Genomic DNA, 22,582 nt, shown 5'->3' with positions numbered 1-22,582 from the left:
AAATTTTAAAATATAGGTTAATTACCAATCTTTTTCCGCTTTTTTCGGATTGGCTTGCACTTTTTGTTTGTTGACTTTATCCTGAACTTTTTTCTCTTCGTTATTGACCGCATCCAACAAATTCTCTAAGCGCTGTTTGGAAATTCCGCCTGGTTGTGGTTGTGGTTTTCCTTGATTTTTGTCTTTGTCGTCTTTTTTATCTTTATCGTTTTGACCTTTTTTATCTTTGTCCTTGTCCTTGTCTTTATCTTTATTGTCCTTGTTTTTCTTTTCGTCTTCCTTTTGATTCTTTTTGTCTTTGCTTTTGTCATCGTCTTTTTTAGGCGGATTGTCTTCCAGCATTTTTTTGGCTAAAGCATAATTATAACGGGTTTGTTCGTCTGAAGGCTTGTTTCTTAAAGCATTTTTATAAGCTTCAACGGCACCGGAATAATCTTTATTTTTCATTAAGGTATTGCCGATATTGTGAAACGCCAGATGTTTTTCGGTTCGTGTTTTAGCATTTTTTAGTGCTTTTGCGTAATGGTATTTCGCTTCATTATTTTGATTCTGACGGTAAATGGCGTTGCCCAAATTATAAGGTGCAATAGATTTTTTAGGGTTTTTTGCTTCCGAAATTCGGTATTCTGCTTCGGCATCAGCGTATTCTTTCTCTGCGAAAGACTCGTTTCCTTTGGGCAAATTTTTGTCTTTCTCCTTATTTTGGGCATTTGCCAAAAAGGAAAACAGAAGTAAACTGTATAATACTATCTTTTTCATTTATCCTTTTTCATTAAATAAATTCATTTTTTCAACCCATTTTGTCTTTTTCTCGAGAAGGAAAACGTCTAAAAATAATAGGAAAAATGCAAACCCTAAAAACCATTGGAACTGCGATTTGAAATCGGCCATTTGAGTGCTTTCAAATTCGGTTCTTTGGATATTGTCCAGAGCATTTTTGACATAATCCAAAACCGTTTTGGTGGAATTACCATCGACATAACCGCCGCCGGTGGCTTTGGCAATTTCTTTTAAAACATCAGGGTTTCTCTTGGTAATTACTACTTCGTCATTTTGATCTCTTTGGAAAGTTTCTACTACACCATTTCTTTTTAATGGAATTGGGCCGCCTTTTTCGCTTCCCACGCCAATGGTAATGATCTTTAAGCCTAATTTTTTGGCTTCTTCTGCGGCGCTTAATGAGCTTTCAGAATGGTCTTCACCGTCGCTAATAATGATTAACAACTTATTGGTTTTGTCTTTTTTGTCAATAAAAGTTGTGGCTAAATTAATGGCTTGGTCAATGGATGTTCCTTGCGAGGAAATCATGCCCGGATTCATACTTTGCAGAAACATTTTAGCCACGCTATAATCCGTAGTAATCGGTAAAACCGGGAAAGCACTACCGGAATAAGCTACAATTCCGATTCGGTCGCTTCCTAAATTGTTGATGATTTGGGAAACCAATTGTTTGCTTTTCTCTAATCGGCTTGGCGCAACATCTTCGGCCAACATACTTTTAGACACATCGATCGCAAAAACAATATCGATTCCTTCTCGTTTTACCGTTTCTAACTTAGTGCCCATTTTGGGATTAACTAAACCAATAATCAAACAAGTTAACGCTAATAAAAAGACAACCAATTTCAAAATAGGTTTAAAAACCGATTTTTCGGGACTTAATTTTTTCAGTAAATCCAAATCACCAAATTCGCGTTGTTTTTTTCTTTTCCAGTATTGTACATACAAGAAAAGCATCGCCAAAACCGGAATGGCAATTAAGAAATACAAATATCCTTTTTCTTCTAACTCGTACATAAACAATTATGAATTGTGAATTTTAAATTATGAATTAAATTTTTCGTTATGATAATCATTCGTCTTTCGTAATTTTTAATTTATTCCGCGACGCTCCATACAGTCGCCTTCGGCTCGTGTCGTAATTATATAAAACTTCTGTAAACCGTATTTCGCAAACCGAATTCTAACAAAAGTAAGAGGCCGGCAATCCAAACAAAAGGTCTGAATTTTTCATCATAATCATAGAACTTCAGCTCTTGAATTTCGGTGGTTTCCAATTTGTTGATTTCGTTATAAATGGCTTCCAGTTTACTGTTGTTATTTGCCCTAAAATATTTTCCACCGGTATTTTTGGCAATGGTTTTCAACAACGTCACATCGATTTCTACCGGCATCATTCGGAATAAAAAGCCACCGTTTGGTGCGTAAGCATAAGGAAACATCGCGTCACCATTGGTTCCAATCCCGATAGTATAGACTTTGATTCCGTATTCTTTGGCAATTTGCGAAGCGGTTTCGGGCTCAATAAATCCGGCGTTGTTGACACCATCTGTTAACAGAATGATCACTTTGCTTTTCGCTTTACTGTCTTTCAAACGATTCACAGCCGTTGTCAATCCCATTCCGATTCCGGTTCCGTCTTGCAAAACGTTGTCGTATTTAATGCTTCGAATGGCGTCTTGAACAATCGCTTTGTCACTGGTAACCGGTGTTTTCGTATAAGCTTCGGAAGCATAAACCACAATTCCGATTCGGTCATTAGGTCTTCCGGCGACGAAGTTCTCGGCCACTTTTTTCAAAGCTTCCATACGGTTTGGCTTTAAATCTTTGGCCAACATACTTCCGGATACATCGATCGCCATAACAATATCAACGCCTTTAGTCGATTTGGTTTGGCTGCTGATATCCACTTTTCGTGGTCGCGCCATCGCAATAATCAAAGAGCTTAGCGCCAATAATCGCAATACAAATAAATACGGTTTTAGTTTGGCGGCTAATGATTTTTCGGCTTTAAAACCTCTAACCGAACTTATTTTTAAGGTTGCTGATTGTTTCCTTTTCCAAAACTGCCAAGCGATAGCCGCCGGAAGCAATAAAAACAGCCAGAAAAATTCAGGATTTAAAAAACTCACTTCTTTCATCATCAGTCTGCTATTTTTAATTCGACCGAATTCAGTACTCTTTCGGTAATTTGTTTGCCATATTTATCGCCTTCTTCATGCATAATGGTGATTTGTTGTAAGCCATTGCTTTGCGCAAAAACCAGAATTTCATAATATAGTTTGGTCGATTTACCATTGTTTTTGTCAATCATTACCAAGGTTCCGTAGGCCTTTTTACCGCTGATACCTTTTTGGGTGTCGAAATCTTCGGTTTTTACAATGATGTTTTTGGCGCCTTGGGCTTCAAACACTTTCAAACTTCCTTCGGCAGCTTGTTCTAAATCGATTTGCGTTTCTTGTTTAAAAGTCGTTGTTGATACGCCAAGGTAGAAATTATCAATCATGCTGCCATAAATAAAGATTTGCATCTCTTTTAATAACGCTATGGTTTCTTTAGGAAGCACTTTTTCGGCATCAATTCTTTTTAAGACTTTTGGGGTTTCCACTTTTACGCCGGGGTTTCCGTATTCACTGTAAACCCATTCACCTTCAACTAAATCTTTGGTTGGATGACCAATTAAATTGTCTTTGACATAATCAAAACCTTTGAAATAAATCAAGCTACCAAGGGCAATTACGATCATGCCAAGAACAATTCCTATGGTCGTGATAATTCTAACGCGTTTTTGCTTTTTGAGTTTTTGTAAACGTGCCAATTCTTTTTGTTGTTCGTTCCAAAGCGCCAATTCGTCATCATCTTCTACAATTTCCGGAATCGATTTGTGAATGGTTACTATCGAATTGGAAATGCGTTTTTTGTCTTCTTCGATTTCAAAATCTAGTGGTTTTACTTTGGCGAATTTCACCAAATCGGCTTGTTTTAATACTTTTTCGAGATTTTCAACAGTTTCGTTTGACAATTTTAATTTCTGTTGTTTGGCGGCTTTTCGCAAACCTTCAATGAGTTCTGAAGTCGTGCTTTCCATTGCCGGAATGTGAATTTCTTCTTCGATATAATTTCGGGCAATATCGGTCAGTTCCGAATAATAATGCTTGATTTCACCTTTTTGCCAAAGTTCTTTCGATTCTAATTGTTGAAGTAAAGTTGTCGCTTTTTCGATTGGCGTTTTATAGACAATGACTTCAACTTTTTCTTTGGTCTGAATTTTTTTGATGAATTTGTAGATGAAAAATCCGGCAACCGCAATTACTAAGGCAACTAAAACATAAATCCACCAAGTTCCCATCGGACTTTCTACTTGCGCGATGTCTTTAATGTCGTACATTTTTTGTTTTAAGGTATCAACTTTTACATCATTGACCTCGACTTTAATACTGTCAGAAAACGAAGCTTTTCCGTTGATCATGACCGGAATTCTAGGAATGGTATATTTTCCTGAATCGAATTGCGTTAGGCCATATTTTTTGATTAATTCATATCGTGCGCCTTTTCTAACGGTGTCAATTTTGTAGGATTGAATCACTTCTAAAGCACCGAAAAACTTGTTATTTGGGAATTTTACTTTGGATAACGTATCGACATCGGCTTTTAATGTTAGTTTGAATTCGGCTCCGATTTTGTTTTTGGTGGTATCAATAGAAGTCGTTACTTTTTTCGACTGAGCGAAAAGAGTTACGGATGTTAGTAGAAATAATATGTATAACTTTAATTTCATGTTTAATTTTTCTTAACCGCAAAGTGCGCCAAGTCTATACTTCGAAAACGCTGCGAGTATTGCGTTTCTTTGCGTTCTTAGCGGTTAAATTTTCATCTCGATTTAAAATATCCTAATAATTTGGTAACATAACTTTCATCCACACGAGTGTTTACGGTTCCTGAACCACATTTAGAGAAAATATCTTTGAAATAATTGACTTTGTCTTGGTATTGTTTTTCGTAACTCAAACGAGCTTTTTTCGAACCGGTATTGACTACTAAAACTTCACCGGTTTCTGCATCTTCCATTTCTACCATTCCGATGTTTGGCATTTTTTCTTCGCGTATATCGTAAACTCTAACACCGGTGATGTCGTGTTTCTTTCCGGCAATTTTTAAGGTTTTTTCATAATCGTCTTCGACCATAAAATCCGAAATCACAAATACAATGGCTTTCTTTTTTTGCGTTCCAGATAAGAATTTCAAAGCTTGTGACAAATCGGTTCTTTTGCTTTTCGGTTGGAATTCGATTAGCTCGCGAATGATTCTTAAAACATGAGATTTTCCTTTTTTTGGCGGAATGTATAATTCGATTTGGTCTGAAAATAATATCAACCCAATTTTATCATTGTTTTGTGTCGCTGAAAAAGCCATGGTTGCGGCAATTTCAGTAACGATTTCGCTTTTCAGTTGGTTTTTGGTTCCAAAACTTTCCGAACCCGAAATGTCTACCATCAACATCATGGTCAATTCGCGTTCTTCTTCAAAAACTTTGACATATGGTTCGTTATAACGTGCCGTTACATTCCAATCGATGGCGCGAATATCGTCGCCAAACTGGTATTGACGCACTTCCGAAAAAGTCATACCGCGGCCTTTGAACGACGTATGGTATTCACCCGAGAAGATATGATCACTCAATCTTCGGGTTTTAATTTCGATTTTACGAACTTTTTTGAGAAGGTCTTTTGTTTCCATTTTTTCTTTGTTTCAGGTTTCAGGTTTTCTTTGTTTCAGGTTGATTTAACTTGAAACTTTAAACTTGAAACAAAAAATTAAGGTACTTCAATTTCGTTTACGATTTTGTTGATGATATCAACGGAAGTAATGTTTTCTGCTTCTGCTTCGTAAGTTACACCAACTCTGTGACGCAATACATCGTGAACTACGGCGCGAACGTCTTCCGGAATTACATAGCCACGACGTTTGATGAAAGCGTAACATTTGGCAGCCGTTGCCAAGTTGATACTTCCACGAGGAGAAGCTCCGAAACCAATAAGCGGTTTTAGACTTTCTAATTTGTATTTTTCAGGGAAACGAGTAGCGAAGATGATGTCTAGTATGTATTTTTCGATTTTTTCGTCCATATAAACTTCACGGACAGCTTCTTGAGCGCGAAGAATTTGCTCAACCGAAACTACCGCATTTACTTTTTCGTAAGCTCCTTTTAAGTTTTGACGAACAACCATTCTTTCTTCCTCCATTTTTGGATAATCAATCACGGTTTTTAGCATAAAACGGTCTACTTGTGCTTCCGGTAACGGATAAGTTCCTTCTTGCTCGATTGGGTTTTGTGTAGCCAATACTAAAAAGGGTTTGTCTAATTTGAAAGTAGTATCGCCAATCGTCACTTGTTTTTCCTGCATCGCTTCTAATAAAGCCGATTGTACTTTGGCCGGCGCACGATTAATCTCATCGGCTAAAACGAAATTGGCGAAAATCGGACCTTTTTTAATTGAAAATTCATTGGCTTTGATGTTGTATATCATGGTTCCGATAACGTCGGCCGGTAACAAATCCGGAGTGAACTGAATCCGGCTGAAACTTCCTTGAACAGCTTGAGACAAAGTGTTAATAGCTAGGGTTTTCGCTAAACCCGGAACACCTTCTAAAAGAATATGTCCTTGTCCTAAAAGCCCAATTAATAATCGTTCTACCATGTGCTTTTGACCTACAATGACTTTGTTCATTTCCATTGTCAACAAGTCTATAAAAGCACTTTCATGTTCTATTTTTGCATTAATTGCTCTGATGTCTAAAGCAGTACCATTTTCTTCCATAGTGTTCTATTTATGCTAATGTATGTCTGTTATAATTTTAACATTTCAAAAGTGAAAATTTATTAGGTTACGCGATGTTAATAATGCGTTAAAACTTTGCAAAACATCCCAATTTTAAGGACGATTTATGATTTTCTTTTTATAATTTTAAGACCTAAACTGTTTTCTGATTTTTTGGTGGCAAAATAAGAAAATTTTCCAAAGCGCAAAAAACTAATAACAGTTACAACAGACTTCTAAAAAACAGAAAAATGCAAACAAAACTATCGCCCATAATTGCCGGAACCATGAATTGGGGTATTTGGGATAAAAAACTGAACACTTCAGAAATGGAACATTTGATACAGCTTTGTATTGAAAACCAAATCACCTCTTTTGACCACGCCGATATTTATGGAGGATATACCACTGAAGCCGATTTTGGAAAGGCATTCGCCCAAAGTAAAATCGACCGAAAAAATCTCCAACTGATTTCAAAATGCGGAATTGCTTTGCCAGTTCGCCATTCTGGCTCGGGTCAGCTTACTCATGGAAGAGACAACAAAATCAAACACTATAATTACACCAAAGACTATATCATTTGGTCGGTAGAGAATTCTTTAAAAAATCTCCAAACCGATTATTTAGATGTTTTTCTTTTGCACCGACCAAGTCCGTTGATGGTAGCCGATGAAATTGCGGAAGCAGTGGAAAAACTCAAAAAGGAAGGCAAGATTATTGATTTTGGTCTTTCTAATTTTACGGCTTGGCAAACCGAATTGATTCGACAAAAAACCGAAATCAGTTATAATCAAGTTCAATTTTCGGCCACGCATCACGAAGCCATGTTAGACGGCAGTTTTGATTATATGCAACTGCACAACATCCGCCCGATGAGTTGGAATCCGCTGGGAACAGTTTTCAGAGAAGACATTGAGCAAACCCGAAGATTAAAAAAGCTATTGGCCGAATTAGTGAAAAAATACCATTTTGGTTCAGACACGATTTTGTTGGCGTGGATTTTAAAACACCCGGCCAAAGTTATTCCTGTTGCTGGAACAGTCAATGTAGCCAGAATTCAAGCCTTAATGAAAGCCGCCGAATTACCCTTGGAACAAGAAGACTGGTTTGCCATTTGGACGGAAAGTATGGGGAATGAAGTGCCTTAAAAAATACGAAGTTTGAAGAACAAAGTTTGAAGTAGTAATTACTTTGTACTTTGTACTTTGTAAATCGTACTTAAACTATGATAAACAAGCGCCTTTTGATTAAAAACCTTTTAGCTCACAACGATGAGTGCAGTTTTTATGACAAGAAGCGCCAGTTAAATTTGCACACTAAAGAAGGGAAAGCGAAGTTTTTAAAACACATTTGTGCTTTATCTAATTCTAATCCTTCGAATAACTCTTATATTGTTGTTGGTGTAGAAGATCAGGACAATGAAATTGTTGGGGATGATTTTTTTGACGACAGCCGAATACAGAATTTGGTGAATGCTTATTTGGAAAATCCCCCAAAAATTCAATATGAAAATGTGCCGTTTCCGAATTTGCCGAAAGACAGGGTTGTCGGTTTGGTAACAATTAAGCCTAAGCACAAAACTTCTTTTTTTAAGAAAAACATTTACACCATTTTGGCGAACACTGTTTTTGTTAGAGTTGGAAGCAATTCAATGCCTACTGAAGATAAAATTCCCTATTCGAAACAGAATATCGAAACGGTGATTAGTATTGAAAACAGTTCGCGGAATAGTATTGCTTACACGCTTGATGGCGTGATGGATTTTATGAACGTACGTCACGGCGATATGCCTTCGAAGTATAGGGTTTTTAAAGAGTTATTTGTAATTTGTTGGGCCGGAATTCCGAAAAAAATCCGTGACACAACTTATCTTTCCAGAGTAGATATTGAATTAATCAACGAAAGGGTAAAACTTTTTTATTCGGCGCTCGATGTGGTTTCTATTCAGTACGACGACCATAGTTTTACTATTGTAGAACACGTTCCGCTTGGGTTAAATGATAAAACGAGTTTTTATCCGTTGGAACAATTGACCATTCAATTTTTTGACAATGGGTATTACAAAATGGAAACCAAAATGCTGTTTGAACCGCCGGCATACAATAAAAAAATGCTGCATCACATATATAATTCTAATTTAGCTTTAATTAATAAATTGCAAAAAGGGATTTCCATTTCCGAACGCGAAGAAAAGGATTTAGAGAATTTATCTTCGACTTTGATGATTTGTTATTTGAACGGATTTGAAGATGCAAAGCAAAAATTGATTGAGGCCAAACCGTTTCTGAAAGCTCAAAAAAGACCGAATATTTATTTGAGTTTTAAAGAAGCGATGCGCATTTTAAGAAAAATGAAATACAACGAAATTAATGGGTAGAATATTAGTAATTGGCGATATTCACGGAGGTTTGCGTGCACTTCACCAAATCATGGAAAGAGCAAATGTCACGGTTAATGATACGCTTATTTTCCTGGGAGATTATGTCGATGGTTGGAGTGAATCGCCACAAGTAATCAATTATTTAATCGATTTGAGTAAGAAACAAAACTGCATTTTTCTGCGGGGCAATCACGATGAATTACTGTTAGATTGGCTCGAAGGCAATACCAAGAATTTCGACGAGAAAATGTGGTACAAACACGGCGGTGAAGCTACGGTTTTGGCTTATGAAAAAATTTCAGACGCAACAAAGAAATTGCACATCGATTTTCTGATAGCATTGGATAATTATTTTTTAGATGATGAAAATCGATTGTTTGTTCATGCCGGATTTACCAATATGAACGGAATCCATTTCGAATACTTCCCGAAATTATTTTATTGGGATAGAACGCTTTGGGAATCGGCTTTGGCTTTAGATCCGTCTATTTCAAAAGACAGTTGGTTGTATCCAAGAAGATTGACGTTATATGATGAGGTTTATATTGGTCACACTCCCGTAACACGAATTGGAGAAACCATTCCGGTGCGAAAAGCTTGTGTTTGGAATGTTGATACCGGCGCGGCTTTTAAAGGACCGCTAACTATTATGGATGTTAACACTAAAGAATTTTGGCAAAGCGAACCACTGAACGAATTGTATTTTAATGAAAAAGGGAGAAATTGATTTCAAATTAATTCTACAAATTAGTATTTTTAATGGTCTATATTTGTACTTAAATATAATATGATGAAAAAAACAATCACAATAGTAGCTTTGGCAATAGTAAGTTTGGTCAATGCACAAGCTTTTAAAGGAAAAGGAGACGTTAAAGGTCAAGTAGGCATGACGCTTCAAGATGGAGGAACGGGAATTGGTGTTTCAGCTGATTTTGGAATGGGTGAAAACATGTCATTCGGAATAGTAGCCGGATATATGCTTAATGCCAATGAAATTTCAGGTTATAAACCTCGTTTTGAAGACCGAGCGGATTTAAAAGTGCGTTTTAATGCCAATATCGGTAATGTTTTAAAATTAAGTGACAATATGGATCTTTATCCGGGTTTGAATTTAGGATTGCGTAATTTTGGTGGTCATCTTGGTTTTAGGTATTTTTTTACCAATGGTTTCGGAATGTTTGCTGAAGCCAATGCACCATTAGCAAGATATGATACCGATGTAAACGGATTTGAACACTATAACAATCAATTTGTGTTTACCATTGGCGCATCCTTTAATTTATAAAACCAGACAAAAATAATGAGCATTGTTACTGAGAAAAGATTGAAAGACAGAAGCGGTTCTAAATGTGAAATCAGCGGAAGCGAAGAGAATCTAGTGGTGTATTTGGTAGCACCAAAGACTGAAGATATTCCCGAAAACTGTATTTTAATCACCAAAAATTTAAAAGATCAAATTGAGAATCCCGATACAACCAATGCTAATGATTGGCGTGGTTTAAGTGATAGTATGTGGAATGAAAATCTTCCGGTGCAAATTGTTTCTTGGCGCATGTTGGCGCGTTTAAAAAATCATGATTTGCTCGACATGATGTATCTTGATGACGAAGCGTTAGAATGGGCCAAAGCTACAGGAGAAGGCGAAGAGGATGAAGGCAAAATTGTTCACAAAGACAGCAATGGCAATCTTTTATTCGATGGTGATTCGGTGGTTTTGATTAAAGATTTGGATGTAAAGGGAGCCAATTTCACAGCAAAACGTGGCGCAGCAGTTCATAACATCAAAGTAGTTTGGGACAATGCCGAACAAATTGAAGGCCGAGTTGAAGGACAACATATTGTAATTTTGACACAGTATGTGAAGAAAACGAAGTAAGTTTGGATTGAACCATATAAGTCATATAAGTTTCATATAAGAAAAAGGCGCTCAGAAATTATGAACGCCTTTTTTAATATTTATAATCTTCTATTTTCTTCTATGACTTATATGGTTCAAATTTACAAATCAAATTTAATCCCTTGTGCCAATGGCAAACTGGTCGTATAATTGATGGTATTCGTTTGTCTTCTCATATAAACTTTCCAAGCATCAGAACCAGATTCACGTCCGCCGCCGGTTTCTTTTTCACCGCCAAAAGCGCCACCAATTTCCGCACCGGAAGTTCCGATGTTTACGTTGGCAATGCCACAATCTGAACCTGCAACTGAAAGGAAAGCTTCCGCTTCACGCAAGTTATTGGTCATAATGGCCGAAGATAAACCTTGCGCTACGCCGTTTTGAATGGCAATGGCTTCATGCACATCGCCTGAATATTTTAATAAGTATAAAACCGGCGCAAAAGTTTCGTGTTGCACGATTTCGAATGAGTTGTCCGCTTCTGCAATGGCTGGTTTTACGTAGCAACCGCTTTCGTAACCTTCGCCTGAAAGAACGCCGCCTTCCACTAATATTTTTCCGCCTTCGGCAACCACTTTTTCTAAAGCTTTGCTGTACATTTCAACCGCATGTGTATCGATTAGCGGTCCAACGTGATTGTTTTGGTCTAAAGGATTTCCGATTCTTAATTGTCCATAAGCCCCAACAATGGCATCTCTTACTTTATCGTAAATACTTTCGTGGATGATTAATCTACGGGTAGAAGTACAACGTTGTCCGGCTGTTCCAACCGCTCCGAAAACTGCTCCGATAACCGTCATTTTGATGTCGGCATCCGGTGTTACGATGATGGCGTTGTTGCCGCCTAATTCTAATAATGAGTTGCCTAAACGAGCCGCACAAGCTTGCGCTACAATTTTGCCCATACGCGTTGAACCGGTTGCAGAAACTAACGGAACGCGTTTGTCATGCGTCATCATTTCGCCTACTTTATAATCGCCGTTGATTAAACACGAGATTCCTTCAGGAAGGTTGTTTTCTTTCAACACTTCGGCGATGATATTTTGACAAGCGATTCCGCACAAAGGTGTTTTTTCAGAAGGTTTCCAAACGCAAACGTCACCACAAATCCAGGCTAAAGCCGTGTTCCAAGACCAAACGGCTACCGGAAAATTGAAAGCCGAAATTATTCCGACAATGCCTAGCGGATGATACTGCTCGTACATTCGGTGACCCGGACGTTCGGAGTGCATCGTTAATCCGTGAAGTTGACGCGATAAACCAACGGCAAAATCACAGATGTCAATCATTTCTTGGACTTCTCCGTAACCTTCTTGTAGAGATTTTCCCATTTCATAGGAAACTAATTTTCCGAGAGGTTCTTTATATTTTCTGAGTTTTTCACCAAACTGGCGAACGATTTCTCCACGTTTTGGCGCAGGCATCAAGCGGAAAGTTTTGAAGGCTTCGCTCGCAGTTTGCATTACTTTTTCGTAATCTTCTGCGGTTGTTGTTTTAACTTTTCCGATTAATTGTCCGTCTACCGGAGAATAACTTTCTAAGATTTCACCATTAGAGAAATGATTATTTCCGGTGGAAGTTCCTTCGTTAATGGCTTTTACGCCTAATATTTCTAAAGCTTCGGTCATGCCGAATTGTTGCGCAATTGTTGACATTGTAAGTTTATTTGTTTGTTTTACTGATTGCAAAAGTAAAGGTTTATTTTGAATAATGTTCTAATTAGCCCGGATAGGAATGGCATCCTTTTTATGATTTTTTAATCATAAAAAGATAGAATGGATAGCCGGAATCAGCTCCTGAAAATTATTTTGATGTAAATCTCGGATCGGCTTCCATCACTGTGCCGCATTTTTCGCAGGTTCTTAGTTGGTCTGAGTTGTAAAAATGGTTGAAATGTTTTAGAAAGTCTTTTTCGATATCGTTTAGTTCGAAGTAAACCTCGTAAAGTTTGTGGTTACAATTGTCACAGAACCAAAGCAAGCCATCGGGAATGTCTTTTCCGTTTCGTTTGCGTTCAACCACTAGTCCTATTGAGTTTGCTGTCCGAGACGGAGAGTGAGGCACTTTTGCAGGAAGTAAAAACATATCGCCGGCAGATAGTTTCATAGCTTTTTTTTCGCCGTTTTCTTGGATATAAACGGTAATTTCGCCTTCGAGTTGGTAGAACAATTCTTCGGTTTCGTTGTAATGGTAGTCTTTTCTGGCGTTTGGACCGGCGACGATCATGACAATATAGTCACCTGAATCGACATAAAGATTTTTATTGCCAACAGGTGGTTTTAACAAATGACGGTTGTTGTTTATCCATTGGTTGAGGTTGAAGGGTTTTGCTACAGCCATTGTTTAAATTTTAGGTAAAGTTATAAAATAAAAAAGTCCTCTCGTTTTAAAACTAAAGGACTTTCAAATTATTTTATTTCTTTAATCAAATAGACATAAACCGGAAAGTGGTCGCTAAAACCGACTTCATTTGTTCCGTGTCGTAACGGATAACCTTTATATTGTCCTGATTGTTGTATCATATAAGGTTTATTGGTTATTCCGGCTTTCCAATATCGGTAGGAAGAATAGTCATTTTTGATTAAAGCTTCCGATACCATGATTTGGTCAAAAATATCTCCGGTATCACGCCAGAAAAGCGAAGCGTTACCTTTGTAAAACATCTCTTCAAATGGATTATAGATGCCAAATTGTTTTACTTCTTCTTTTTTACGTTTGGCGCCAATACCTTCTTTTACACTTTTATTATAGGTGCCATCATTTAAATCACCCATAGTAAGTATTTTTGCATTAGGATTTAAAGTAAAAAGGGAATCCATTATTTTTCGATTCAATCTACCGGCGGCTTCGCGGTAAGGTGAGCTTCTCTTTTCACCACCTGAACGAGATGGCCAGTGGTTTACAATAACATGAATTTCTTCGCCGTCCAAGAAACCTGTAACCAACAATTGGTCACGGGTGTAAACTCTATCATCTTTTCCTATTGTCTCTGGTTTATCATCAGAAGGATCATCTTTGGCATTTTTATCTTCTTTACCTTCTTGTCTTTTGTAGATTAACAATGGAATATTCTTGAAACTGGTTGGTTTAAAATGCTTTTTTTGATACAAAAAACCAACGTCAATACCTCTTTTGTCCGGAGAATCAAAGTGAACTACACCATAGTCTTTATTGATAAGCAAAGGTTCTTTAACCAAATCTTCTAAAACGCCTCTGTTTTCAACTTCACAAACACCAATTAATGTTGGGCTATTGTTTGGATTTTCTGAGGTTCCAATTTCTGATAGAACACGAGCCATGTTGCGGAGTTTTTGCTTGTATTTTGCAGATGTCCAACTTTGCGCTCCATTTGGCAACCATTCTTCATCATTGTTAGGACCGTTTATGGTGTCAAAAAGGTTTTCTAAATTATAAAAGGCAACAGTATGGATATTATACTTTTTTCCTTGAGCGTTCGTCTCTGAAATTGCGAATAAAACAAAGAAAAGCGCTATAAATTTTGTAATTCTCATAAAATGTATATTAATTTAATATCAAGTTTTTTACAAACTTCGAGCCAAAAGTAGATAATATTATTAAAAGATGTACATTTGTCGGCTGTTAAGTTTTTATTAAGACTCAGCAAAATAGAAATTAATTTAATTTTATTTATGAAAAAACTTGTTATTAGTACTTTATTTGTGATGCAAGTGTTTTTTGTTTTTGCGCAAACTACTGCAGGTATCAAAGGAAAAGTAGTAGATTCTAAAACACAAAAACCTTTACAAAATGTTGCCGCTTCCATTCAAAACACCACACAAACTTCTTTGACAGATGCACTTGGTGTTTTTATTTTTAAAGATGTGGCTAAAGGCAGTCAGGTACTGCAAATTAAGAGTCCGGGTTATAAAGATCAATTATTAGTTGTTGAGGTTGAAGCCGGTAAAATAGTAGATTTAGGGGTTATTGTTTTTGAAGAAGATATTACTTCAGAGCAACAATTAAGTTTAGTTACCATCACAGAAAATGATTTAGGAGATGATAATAGTGGTTCCGAAAGTACTTCGGGATTGTTGCAAGCTTCCAGAGATGTTTATCAACAAGCTGCTGCTTTTAACTGGGGTCAGGCTCGTTTTAGAATTAGAGGGCTAGATAATGAGTACGGTACTACCATGATTAATGGTATTGTAATGAATAAATTATATGACGGAAGACCACAATGGAGCAATTGGGGAGGTTTAAATGACGCTACTCGTAATCAGGAATTTACAATGGGTTCTGCTCCTTCTGATTATACATTCGGTAGTGCTTTAGGAACTCAGGAAATCAACGTAAGAGCTTCTTTTTACCGTCCAGGGTCTAGAGTTTCTATGTCAGGAACTAATACAAACTATAGTTGGAGAGTAATGGGTACACATGCCTCTGGATTAAGTAAAGATGGTTGGGCTTATGTAGTTTCGGCTTCAGGGCGTTGGGCAAAAGAAGGCTATTTTGAAGGAACAGATTATGATGCTAAGTCATTATTTGCCAGTGTTGAGAAAAAGTTTAACGAAAAACACAGTTTAAACTTAACCGGTATTTATGCTCAAAACAGTAGAGGAAAATCATCTCCAAATACTAAAGAAGTAACTGATTTAATGGGCGTTGAGTACAATTCTTATTGGGGATGGCAAGACGGAAAAAAACGAAACTCAAGAGACAAAGATGTTGACGAGCCAATTATAATGTTATCACATTATTGGAAATTAACGGAAAGAACTAATTTGAATACCAATTTGGCTTACCAAACAGGGCGTATCTCAAATTCAAGATTGGAAAATCCTTTAGGGAATAATCCTGATCCTACCTATTATAGAAAACTTCCTAGTTATTATTACAACGATCCGGCTAACTGGATTACTGTCACCAACCCGGACAATACCACTTCACAAATTAATCCTGCTGCTCAAGTTGCACAACAAGAGTTTCTGAACAACAGTCAAATTGATTGGAACAGCATGTATATTGCCAATCAAAATACAGTTAATGGAGAAAGTGCTTTTGCTTTGACTGAACAACGTAATGATGATACTACATTGACGGCCAATATGTTGTTGAGCAGTTCTTTGTCAAACAATATCAACTTCAACTCAGGGGTGATTTACAGAAACGTGAAATCACATAATTATGCTGCAATAATTGATTTATTAGGCGGCGATTATTTTTTAAACGTGGATCGTTTTTTTCAAGGCAACAACGCACAATTTGATTTAAATAATCCAAATCAACAAGTTCTTGAAGGCGGAACATTTGGTTATAATTATAATTTATTTGCCAACGTAGTTGATGCTTTCACACAATTCAAATTCAGCTACCAAAAATTCGATTTTTATTTAGCTCAAAATTTTTCAAGATCTGAATACCAAAGAGAAGGTTTATACAGAAGTGGAAATTACGCAGATAATTCATACGGTAAAGGTGAATCTAAAGTTTTTGAAAACTTCGGTTTCAAAGGTGGTTTAACCTATAAATTATCAGGTCAGCATTATTTTGATTTCAACGGAATGTATTTGACCAAAGCACCCAACTTGAGAAATAGTTTTTACAATGCAAGAAGAAGCAATGAATTTACGGAAAACCTAAACAGCGAAAATATCGTTAGTACTGATGCAAGTTATATTTTAAGAATGCCTAATTTCAAAGCAAGATTAACCGGATTCTATTCTAAAGTCAAAGACGCTACCGAAATAGCATTTTTCTATGCTGAAAATGTTGGAGATGCTGAGGGAGACGAGGACTCTTTTATTACAGAAATTACAACCGGAATCCAAAAGCAAAATCTTGGTGCTGAACTTGGTCTAGAGTACCAAATTACTTCAACCATTAAAGCAACTGCTGCGGCATCTTATGGACAATATATTTATTCAAGCAATGCAAAATTACAAACCAGTGACGATGCTTTAGCAGCTCAAGGATTGAGTCCGTTAACTGATTTTGGAACAGTTTATTTGAAAAATTACCACCAGCCGGGAATGCCTCAACAAGCCTATTCATTCGGATTAGAGTACCGTGACCCAAATTTCTGGTGGATTGGAGCAAACGCAAATTATTTATCTGATAGTTACATCAGTGTTTCTAAAATCATGCGTACAGATAACTTCAGTATAGATGATGCAACCGGAGACAACTATGCAGGAGCCACACCACAATCTGTTAGAGATATTTTAAGACAAGAAAAATTTGATAGCTTTACATTGGTAAACTTAACCGGAGGTAAGTCATGGAGAATCAGTAATAAAAACAGAAATATAATTGGTTTCTTTGCCACAGTAAACAATGTTTTTGATGTTGAATACAAAACAGGTGGTTTCGAACAATCAAGAAAAGCTACTTTCCCTGATTTACAAGCGGATAATGCTTATGGAACACCATCATTTGGTCCAAAATATTTCTATGGTTATGGAAGAACATATTTCGTAAACTTCTACATTAACTTCTAAAAAAAAGACTATGAAAATTAAATTTTTAAAAACAATGTTTTTGTTGGTATTTACGTCAAGTATGCTAACAAGTTGTGTAGGCGATGATGATTATGTTATTCCTACAGTGTTTGATTACTATTTCAATGAAGGATTTACTACTTCACCAATTGGAAGCGGATCTAATGAAGTGGCCATCGCTTTAGAAGGATGGGTAAATTATAACGCAACAGCAACCCGTTTGTGGCATGCAAGAGCCTTTTCAAACAACAATTATGCGGAGTTTTCTTCTTTCTATTCTGCAACTGGAACTAATGATGCAGCTTGGTTAATCACACCGGCTATTGATTTGACAACAACGTCAGGAGAGATGTTATCATTCCTTACCAAAACCAGATTTGCCAATGGGTATCCATTAACTGCTTTTATTTCTACCGATTATGACGGAACAACAGCAGGTATAGCAACTGCTACTTGGACACCAATTTCTTTTACAGCACCAACAACTGATGATGTATTTGTAAGTAGTGGTAATATTGATTTGAGTGGATACAATAGTGACAACGTTAGAATTGCATTCAAATACACAGGAAGCAGAGCAGGCGTAACCACTACACTTCAATTAGATAACATTAAGATTTCTAAAAACTAATAGCTATGAAAAATTTAAAATTATTATTAACAGGAGTCATTTTTGCTGCCTTGACAGGATGTGCAAGTGACGATTATTACGACATTCCAGATTTGTCTAACGAATGTGTAACCATTGCAAAGACTAAAGAAGTTACCGATATCACCAATATTGCTACAGCTTCTGCCGCCCAATACACAACTGATGACAATGTAACAGATTACATAGAAGCTTATGTTACATCAAGTGATGAAGGAGGTAATTTCTATAAATCAATTTCGATGATGTCATTAGATGGTTTAAAAGGATTTAGTATGCCGGTTGACAATTACAACTTATTTAATGAGTTTGAACCGGGAAGAAAAGTGACTATTAAACTTGACAAGAAAAGATACTTCAATTTACAACACAGCTCAACGGTTATAGGTTCATCTTATAATAATGGAGTTGGAAGAATTTCAGGAGTTGAGTATAAGAATGTTATTTTCAGATCATGTGATAGAGTTGAGAATGAAGATCAAATCGTTAAAAATTTAACCATTGCGCAAGCCAAAAGCAATCAATATTTAAACATGTTGATTGAGTTTGACGCCGTTCAATTTACTGACGCTTCTTTAGGAAAAAAATACTATGATGCTACATTAAATAGTATAGGTGGAGCTACAAATCATGAAATCGTTGATGAAGCAGGAACTAAAATCATTGTTAGAGTTAGCGAGTATGCAAAATTTGCCGGCGAAGCAGTGCCTTCTAAAAACGGTAAAGTTCGTGGTGTCTTGACAAAATTCAACAACGATTTTCAGTTCATGATCAGAACCGTTAATGATGTTAAATTAACCAACAATAGAATTGTTCCTTTTTATGAGGAATCATTCACTTCTAATTTTCCTATTTGGACTAAATTTAGCGTAGTGGGAACACAAGTTTGGACATTGGATCCAACTTTTGGAAACCCAGGCGCTTGTGCTAGAATCTCAGGATTTTCAACCATTAACAACGCTAATGACGATTGGTTAATATCTCCTGCAATCAATACAGCTGGTCTTAGTTCAGGAACGCTAAGTTTTGACAATGCTTCAAGGTTTGCCGGTAATTTATTAGAGGTTTATATTTCTACCAATTACACTAGTGGAAACGCACCAAGCACAGCTACATGGACACTGTTAACCGGTGCGACTTTGGATACGAACATTAACGCTTATGTTTGGACAAATTCCGGAGGACTTAATATTTCATCTTATCTTGGAGCAAATATTCACGTTGCTTTCAGATATACTTCTACAACTACTGCTTCCAGAACATGGGAAGTAGACAATGTAAAAATTGTAGGGAACTAATATTTCCAGATACAATCATTAAAGTCCCGAGCAATCGGGACTTTTTTATTTTATAAATTCATTACTTTTACGTTCTTCAAAATAGAATCAAAATGAAAAATATTTTTATCACTATTATTAGTTTTATGGCACTACAAACTTCAGCACAAGAAGTATTAACTCCCGAAACCTTATGGAAATTAGGAAGAGTAACCGCTTTAGGAATTTCAATTGACGGAAAATCCATAGTCTATAAAGTAGCCACACCATCAGTAACCGATAACAAATCAACTACTAAATTCTACACCATTCCGGTAAACGGCGGAACACCAACTGAAGTACAAGAAACCAAAGAGTTATTGAGCGATAAAAACGTTTCTCCTGATGGTCTTTATATTCTTTCAAACCAAGAAGTAAAAACCGATAACGTATTAGGCAAAGACATTCATTCCGATTTAAGCAAAGCCGATGCCCAAGTGTATAACGGCTTAGATTACCGCCATTGGGATACTTGGAACAACGGAACACACAACCACGTTTTTTATGCTTTAAATAAAGGAACCAAGGCAAGGCCAATTGACATCATGCCTAACGAACCTTACGACAGTCCGCAAAAACCTTTCGGTGGCGATGAAGATTACATTTGGTCACCCGACAGCAAAAGTATCATTTACGTTTGCAAAAAGAAATCAGGAACGGATTATGCCATTTCCACTAACACCGATTTATACGAATACAACCTCGAAACCAAAACTACCAAAAACTTAACTGAAAGCAATCTCGGTTACGACATGAATCCGGTATTTTCCCCAACCGGGAACTTAACTTGGTTACAAATGAAACGCGATGGTTACGAAGCTGATAAAAACGATTTAATTGTTCGTTTCAAAGGCATCGATATGAACCTGACCGCCAATTGGGACGGTAGTGTCGATAGTTTTCTTTGGAGTACCGATGGTAAAAAAGTGTATTTTACTGCCGCTGTTGACGGTGCCAAACATTTATTCGAAGTCAATTTCCCTGGCTTAACCAAAATTGCTGTAACCGTAAAACAAATCACTTCTGGAGATTTTGATGTAAATGATTTGGTGGGTTTCTCAGGCGATAATATCATCGTGACCAGAACCGATATGAATCATGCAGGTGAAATCTATTCTTATAACTTCAAGAAAAAAACTTGGACACAACTGACCAAAACAAATGAGGAAACTTATGCCAAATTGGCTTTGCCAAAATACGAAAGACGTTATGTAACGACGACTGACGGGAAAAAGATGTTGGTTTGGGTAATTCTTCCACCGAATTTTGATAAAACTAAAAAATACCCAACGCTTTTATATTGCCAAGGCGGACCGCAATCACCGTTAACCCAAAGCTATTCATTCCGTTGGAACTTCTCTTTAATGGCTTCTCAAGGGTATGTAATTGTAGCACCAAACCGTCGTGGCATGTATGGTCACGGCCAAGCGTGGAACGAACAAATCTCTAAAGATTGGGGCGGACAAGTAATGGATGATTATCTTTCAGCGATTGATGATGTGGCCAAAGAAAGTTATGTCGATAAAACGCGTTTAGGCGCGGTTGGAGCAAGCTATGGCGGTTATTCGGTATTCTATCTCGCCGGCATTCACAACAACCGTTTTAAAACCTTTATTTCGCATTGCGGTGTTTTCAATTTAGAAAGCATGTACGGTACCACCGAAGAAGTGTTCTTCAACAATTGGGATCACGGTGGCCCCTATTGGGAAAAAGACAATGCCGATGCTCAAAAAGCCTACACCAAATTCAACCCAATTAAAATGGTCGATAAATGGAACACACCCATCCTAATCATCCAAGGCGGTAAAGACTACCGTGTGCCTATCGGACAAGGACAAGAAGCTTTCCAAGTCGCACAATTGCGAGGCATCAAAAGCCGTTTCATGCTTTTTCCTGAAGAAAACCACTGGGTATTAAAACCTCAAAATGCTTTAGTATGGCAACGTGAGTTTTACAAATGGTTAAAGGAAACTTTGTAATTTTTTTATTAATATTATGGTAGTATTTAATATTTCGGCTTTTTTACAAGCTTTGATAATAGTAATTATATTAGGTATTTTTTATTTAGTAGGTTTCAACAGTTTCTTCGAGGGAAATGGAATTTTACAAATGTATTTTATTCACCTTGTTGTGGCTTTTACCTATAAAGCCGGAATGAAAGGAAGATTGTTTTGGATTATACCAACATGGTTGATTTCATTATGCTTTGTTCTGATGGCTGTTATGCTCTTTAGTAATACAGGAATGAATGAAACAGTGTTCAAATTGATTAAGGGACTCAATTATTTTATCATTTTGTTTTTAGCTTATCGGATGATTTTCGGATTAAATGCTGATTTCGTGAAAGAGTTCAGAAATGCCAATTTAGTATTAAAAAACATCAATAAGACTGAAGAATATTTTGAACAAAACAAGAAAGAATTCTGGATACAGATATCACATACTTTTGTTTATCCAAACAGATTCTTCTTGTATGGATATCCTGCATATAAAATTATCTTTAGAAATTCTGTAACCCAACAAGATTTTGCGGAGCATTACAGGATGTTAATTGATTTGATTAAGGACAGATTGACTATTCTAAGTAACAGAGCGAAGCTCGGCAGTTTAAGTTTTGCGGTTGATAACTATTTAAAGACAGGCGAGTATTCTCATTCTTCAAATTCTTTAAAAAACATAGCCGAAGTTATTGATTTGGAAAATAAAGCAACGACATAAATTTGTATGACTAAAACAATGACTAAAACAATGACTAAAACTTATGCTGTTAATCGTGATTTGTTAGTTGGTTATGTAAACCGAGAAGTGAAAAAGAAAATGATTATGGTGTATGTTATTTTTGGCGTTTTTAGTATGCTTTTCCCTGTTCTGACACAGTTTCACCCCTATTCTTTTTTCCCGGTGTTGGTCTTTGTGCTTTTGGGATTTGTATGTTATCTCTCTATAAAAAACGGAACTGAAAATTTGGCCCAAAGCCTTCAGGTGACATTTACAGAAAGCGCTATCATAAAAACGCATGCTAAGGATAGCATTGATAGTTTAACCAAGGCAAGTATGGAGTTGAATACTATAAGGTATGGTCAAAAATTTGATTGTGTTATTCCTTTTAGTAAAATAAGTTTCACGGAAATAAATGACTTCGAAATCACTATTCATTCTATGGAAAGTAATTTGCTTAGTGATAGTGGGATTATTAAAATTCCGAAAGAAATGTCGGAATATGAAGAGATTTTGGAACACGTCAAATCAAATAAAAGTCGTTTTAAATTGTAAACAATATAAA

At 36.6% G+C, this 22,582-nt stretch carries 20 protein-coding genes; 11 read left to right on the top strand and 9 right to left on the bottom strand.

The window, feature by feature from the left end:
* Window positions 1-21 precede the first annotated feature (21 nt).
* The 6 genes from ACK4R1_RS01470 to ACK4R1_RS01445 form a co-directional block, all read right to left on the bottom strand.
* Window positions 22-759 (bottom strand): tetratricopeptide repeat protein, encoded by a 738-nt coding sequence (locus tag ACK4R1_RS01470; protein ID WP_409682630.1) that lies wholly within the window; start codon window positions 757-759, stop codon window positions 22-24.
* Complete coding sequence (locus ACK4R1_RS01465; RefSeq protein ID WP_409682627.1) at window positions 760-1,797, bottom strand: vWA domain-containing protein; 1,038 nt, start codon at window positions 1,795-1,797, stop codon at window positions 760-762. It lies immediately after the preceding gene.
* 125 nt (window positions 1,798-1,922) lie between these two features.
* Complete coding sequence (locus ACK4R1_RS01460; protein ID WP_409684041.1) at window positions 1,923-2,921, bottom strand: vWA domain-containing protein; 999 nt, start codon at window positions 2,919-2,921, stop codon at window positions 1,923-1,925.
* Window positions 2,922-2,923: 2 nt separating this feature from the next.
* Window positions 2,924-4,558 carry a hypothetical protein gene (locus ACK4R1_RS01455; protein ID WP_409682624.1) on the bottom strand — a complete coding sequence of 545 codons (1,635 nt, stop codon included), beginning with the start codon at window positions 4,556-4,558 and terminating at the stop codon, window positions 2,924-2,926.
* A gap of 92 nt (window positions 4,559-4,650) precedes the next feature.
* A complete protein-coding gene (locus ACK4R1_RS01450; protein ID WP_121312127.1) occupies window positions 4,651-5,517 on the bottom strand; it encodes a DUF58 domain-containing protein in 867 nt (288 codons plus the stop codon).
* A 77-nt stretch (window positions 5,518-5,594) separates the two neighbouring features.
* Window positions 5,595-6,599 (bottom strand): AAA family ATPase, encoded by a 1,005-nt coding sequence (locus ACK4R1_RS01445; protein WP_409682621.1) that lies wholly within the window; start codon window positions 6,597-6,599, stop codon window positions 5,595-5,597.
* 251 nt (window positions 6,600-6,850) lie between these two features.
* On the opposite strand from ACK4R1_RS01445, the gene ACK4R1_RS01440 reads away from it, so the two are divergent.
* The 5 genes from ACK4R1_RS01440 (at window position 6,851) to ACK4R1_RS01420 (ending at window position 10,855) form a co-directional block, all read left to right on the top strand.
* On the top strand, window positions 6,851-7,747 hold the full coding sequence (locus tag ACK4R1_RS01440) for an aldo/keto reductase family oxidoreductase (protein ID WP_409682618.1): 897 nt from the start codon (window positions 6,851-6,853) through the stop codon (window positions 7,745-7,747).
* 77 nt (window positions 7,748-7,824) lie between these two features.
* Entirely contained in the window at window positions 7,825-8,976 is a 1,152-nt protein-coding gene (locus ACK4R1_RS01435) for an ATP-binding protein (protein ID WP_409682615.1), read from the top strand.
* Window positions 8,969-9,706, top strand: coding sequence for a metallophosphoesterase family protein (locus ACK4R1_RS01430; protein ID WP_409682612.1), 738 nt, complete (start codon window positions 8,969-8,971; stop codon window positions 9,704-9,706). Before ACK4R1_RS01435 ends, ACK4R1_RS01430 begins: the two co-directional genes overlap by 8 nt.
* A 63-nt stretch (window positions 9,707-9,769) precedes the next feature.
* The gene (locus ACK4R1_RS01425; RefSeq protein ID WP_409682609.1) at window positions 9,770-10,264 is read left to right on the top strand and encodes a DUF6646 family protein; all 495 of its coding nucleotides are present in this window, start codon (window positions 9,770-9,772) and stop codon (window positions 10,262-10,264) included.
* 15 nt (window positions 10,265-10,279) lie between these two features.
* Window positions 10,280-10,855: a PhnA domain-containing protein gene (locus ACK4R1_RS01420; protein ID WP_409682606.1), complete on the top strand. Its 576-nt coding sequence runs from the start codon at window positions 10,280-10,282 to the stop codon at window positions 10,853-10,855.
* Between the two features lie 122 nt (window positions 10,856-10,977).
* Here the strand turns inward: ACK4R1_RS01420 and ACK4R1_RS01415 are convergent, their stop codons facing one another.
* The 3 genes from ACK4R1_RS01415 to ACK4R1_RS01405 form a co-directional block, all read right to left on the bottom strand.
* Complete coding sequence (locus tag ACK4R1_RS01415) at window positions 10,978-12,531, bottom strand: aldehyde dehydrogenase family protein (protein WP_409682603.1); 1,554 nt, start codon at window positions 12,529-12,531, stop codon at window positions 10,978-10,980.
* Window positions 12,532-12,679: 148 nt separating this feature from the next.
* Window positions 12,680-13,216 carry a 3-hydroxyanthranilate 3,4-dioxygenase gene (locus ACK4R1_RS01410; protein WP_409682600.1) on the bottom strand — a complete coding sequence of 179 codons (537 nt, stop codon included), beginning with the start codon at window positions 13,214-13,216 and terminating at the stop codon, window positions 12,680-12,682.
* A 68-nt stretch (window positions 13,217-13,284) separates the two neighbouring features.
* Window positions 13,285-14,388: an endonuclease/exonuclease/phosphatase family protein gene (locus ACK4R1_RS01405; RefSeq protein ID WP_409682598.1), complete on the bottom strand. Its 1,104-nt coding sequence runs from the start codon at window positions 14,386-14,388 to the stop codon at window positions 13,285-13,287.
* 138 nt (window positions 14,389-14,526) lie between these two features.
* Here ACK4R1_RS01405 and ACK4R1_RS01400 point away from each other — a divergent pair, with 138 nt between their 5' ends.
* The 6 genes from ACK4R1_RS01400 (at window position 14,527) to ACK4R1_RS01375 (ending at window position 22,572) form a co-directional block, all read left to right on the top strand.
* A complete protein-coding gene (locus ACK4R1_RS01400; RefSeq protein WP_409682595.1) occupies window positions 14,527-17,334 on the top strand; it encodes a carboxypeptidase-like regulatory domain-containing protein in 2,808 nt (935 codons plus the stop codon).
* A gap of 10 nt (window positions 17,335-17,344) precedes the next feature.
* Window positions 17,345-17,965, top strand: a complete 621-nt coding sequence (locus tag ACK4R1_RS01395; protein ID WP_409682592.1) for a choice-of-anchor J domain-containing protein — start codon at window positions 17,345-17,347, stop codon at window positions 17,963-17,965.
* A gap of 5 nt (window positions 17,966-17,970) precedes the next feature.
* Window positions 17,971-19,281 carry a DUF5689 domain-containing protein gene (locus ACK4R1_RS01390; RefSeq protein WP_409682589.1) on the top strand — a complete coding sequence of 437 codons (1,311 nt, stop codon included), beginning with the start codon at window positions 17,971-17,973 and terminating at the stop codon, window positions 19,279-19,281.
* A 92-nt stretch (window positions 19,282-19,373) separates the two neighbouring features.
* Window positions 19,374-21,278 (top strand): S9 family peptidase, encoded by a 1,905-nt coding sequence (locus ACK4R1_RS01385; RefSeq protein WP_409682586.1) that lies wholly within the window; start codon window positions 19,374-19,376, stop codon window positions 21,276-21,278.
* Between the two features lie 16 nt (window positions 21,279-21,294).
* The gene (locus tag ACK4R1_RS01380; RefSeq protein WP_409682583.1) at window positions 21,295-22,017 is read left to right on the top strand and encodes a hypothetical protein; all 723 of its coding nucleotides are present in this window, start codon (window positions 21,295-21,297) and stop codon (window positions 22,015-22,017) included.
* An 18-nt stretch (window positions 22,018-22,035) separates the two neighbouring features.
* A complete protein-coding gene (locus ACK4R1_RS01375; RefSeq protein ID WP_409682580.1) occupies window positions 22,036-22,572 on the top strand; it encodes a hypothetical protein in 537 nt (178 codons plus the stop codon).
* Window positions 22,573-22,582 lie beyond the last annotated feature (10 nt).

The sequence above is a fragment of the Flavobacterium sp. genome (genome assembly GCF_046293665.1).
Taxonomy (GTDB): Bacteria; Bacteroidota; Bacteroidia; order Flavobacteriales; family Flavobacteriaceae; genus Flavobacterium.
The sequence above is the reverse complement of the archived record's forward strand: the minus strand, read 5'-3'. Positions and strand labels throughout refer to the sequence as shown.

Bases quoted from the DNA above. Each gene is read 5' to 3' on its own strand.
- ACK4R1_RS01380 (WP_409682583.1), top strand. From the start codon at position 21,295: ATGGTAGTATTTAATATTTCGGCTTTTTTACAAGCTTTGATAATAGTA.
- ACK4R1_RS01430 (WP_409682612.1), top strand. From the start codon at position 8,969: ATGGGTAGAATATTAGTAATTGGCGATATTCACGGAGGTTTGCGTGCA.
- ACK4R1_RS01420 (WP_409682606.1), top strand. From the start codon at position 10,280: ATGAGCATTGTTACTGAGAAAAGATTGAAAGACAGAAGCGGTTCTAAA.
- ACK4R1_RS01385 (WP_409682586.1), top strand. From the start codon at position 19,374: ATGAAAAATATTTTTATCACTATTATTAGTTTTATGGCACTACAAACT.
- ACK4R1_RS01400 (WP_409682595.1), top strand. From the start codon at position 14,527: ATGAAAAAACTTGTTATTAGTACTTTATTTGTGATGCAAGTGTTTTTT.
- ACK4R1_RS01470 (WP_409682630.1), bottom strand. From the start codon at position 759: ATGAAAAAGATAGTATTATACAGTTTACTTCTGTTTTCCTTTTTGGCA.
- ACK4R1_RS01450 (WP_121312127.1), bottom strand. From the start codon at position 5,517: ATGGAAACAAAAGACCTTCTCAAAAAAGTTCGTAAAATCGAAATTAAA.
- ACK4R1_RS01455 (WP_409682624.1), bottom strand. From the start codon at position 4,558: ATGAAATTAAAGTTATACATATTATTTCTACTAACATCCGTAACTCTT.
- ACK4R1_RS01425 (WP_409682609.1), top strand. From the start codon at position 9,770: ATGAAAAAAACAATCACAATAGTAGCTTTGGCAATAGTAAGTTTGGTC.
- ACK4R1_RS01395 (WP_409682592.1), top strand. From the start codon at position 17,345: ATGAAAATTAAATTTTTAAAAACAATGTTTTTGTTGGTATTTACGTCA.
- ACK4R1_RS01415 (WP_409682603.1), bottom strand. From the start codon at position 12,531: ATGTCAACAATTGCGCAACAATTCGGCATGACCGAAGCTTTAGAAATA.
- ACK4R1_RS01460 (WP_409684041.1), bottom strand. From the start codon at position 2,921: ATGAAAGAAGTGAGTTTTTTAAATCCTGAATTTTTCTGGCTGTTTTTA.
- ACK4R1_RS01465 (WP_409682627.1), bottom strand. From the start codon at position 1,797: ATGTACGAGTTAGAAGAAAAAGGATATTTGTATTTCTTAATTGCCATT.
- ACK4R1_RS01405 (WP_409682598.1), bottom strand. From the start codon at position 14,388: ATGAGAATTACAAAATTTATAGCGCTTTTCTTTGTTTTATTCGCAATT.
- ACK4R1_RS01375 (WP_409682580.1), top strand. From the start codon at position 22,036: ATGACTAAAACAATGACTAAAACTTATGCTGTTAATCGTGATTTGTTA.
- ACK4R1_RS01410 (WP_409682600.1), bottom strand. From the start codon at position 13,216: ATGGCTGTAGCAAAACCCTTCAACCTCAACCAATGGATAAACAACAAC.
- ACK4R1_RS01390 (WP_409682589.1), top strand. From the start codon at position 17,971: ATGAAAAATTTAAAATTATTATTAACAGGAGTCATTTTTGCTGCCTTG.
- ACK4R1_RS01440 (WP_409682618.1), top strand. From the start codon at position 6,851: ATGCAAACAAAACTATCGCCCATAATTGCCGGAACCATGAATTGGGGT.
- ACK4R1_RS01435 (WP_409682615.1), top strand. From the start codon at position 7,825: ATGATAAACAAGCGCCTTTTGATTAAAAACCTTTTAGCTCACAACGAT.
- ACK4R1_RS01445 (WP_409682621.1), bottom strand. From the start codon at position 6,599: ATGGAAGAAAATGGTACTGCTTTAGACATCAGAGCAATTAATGCAAAA.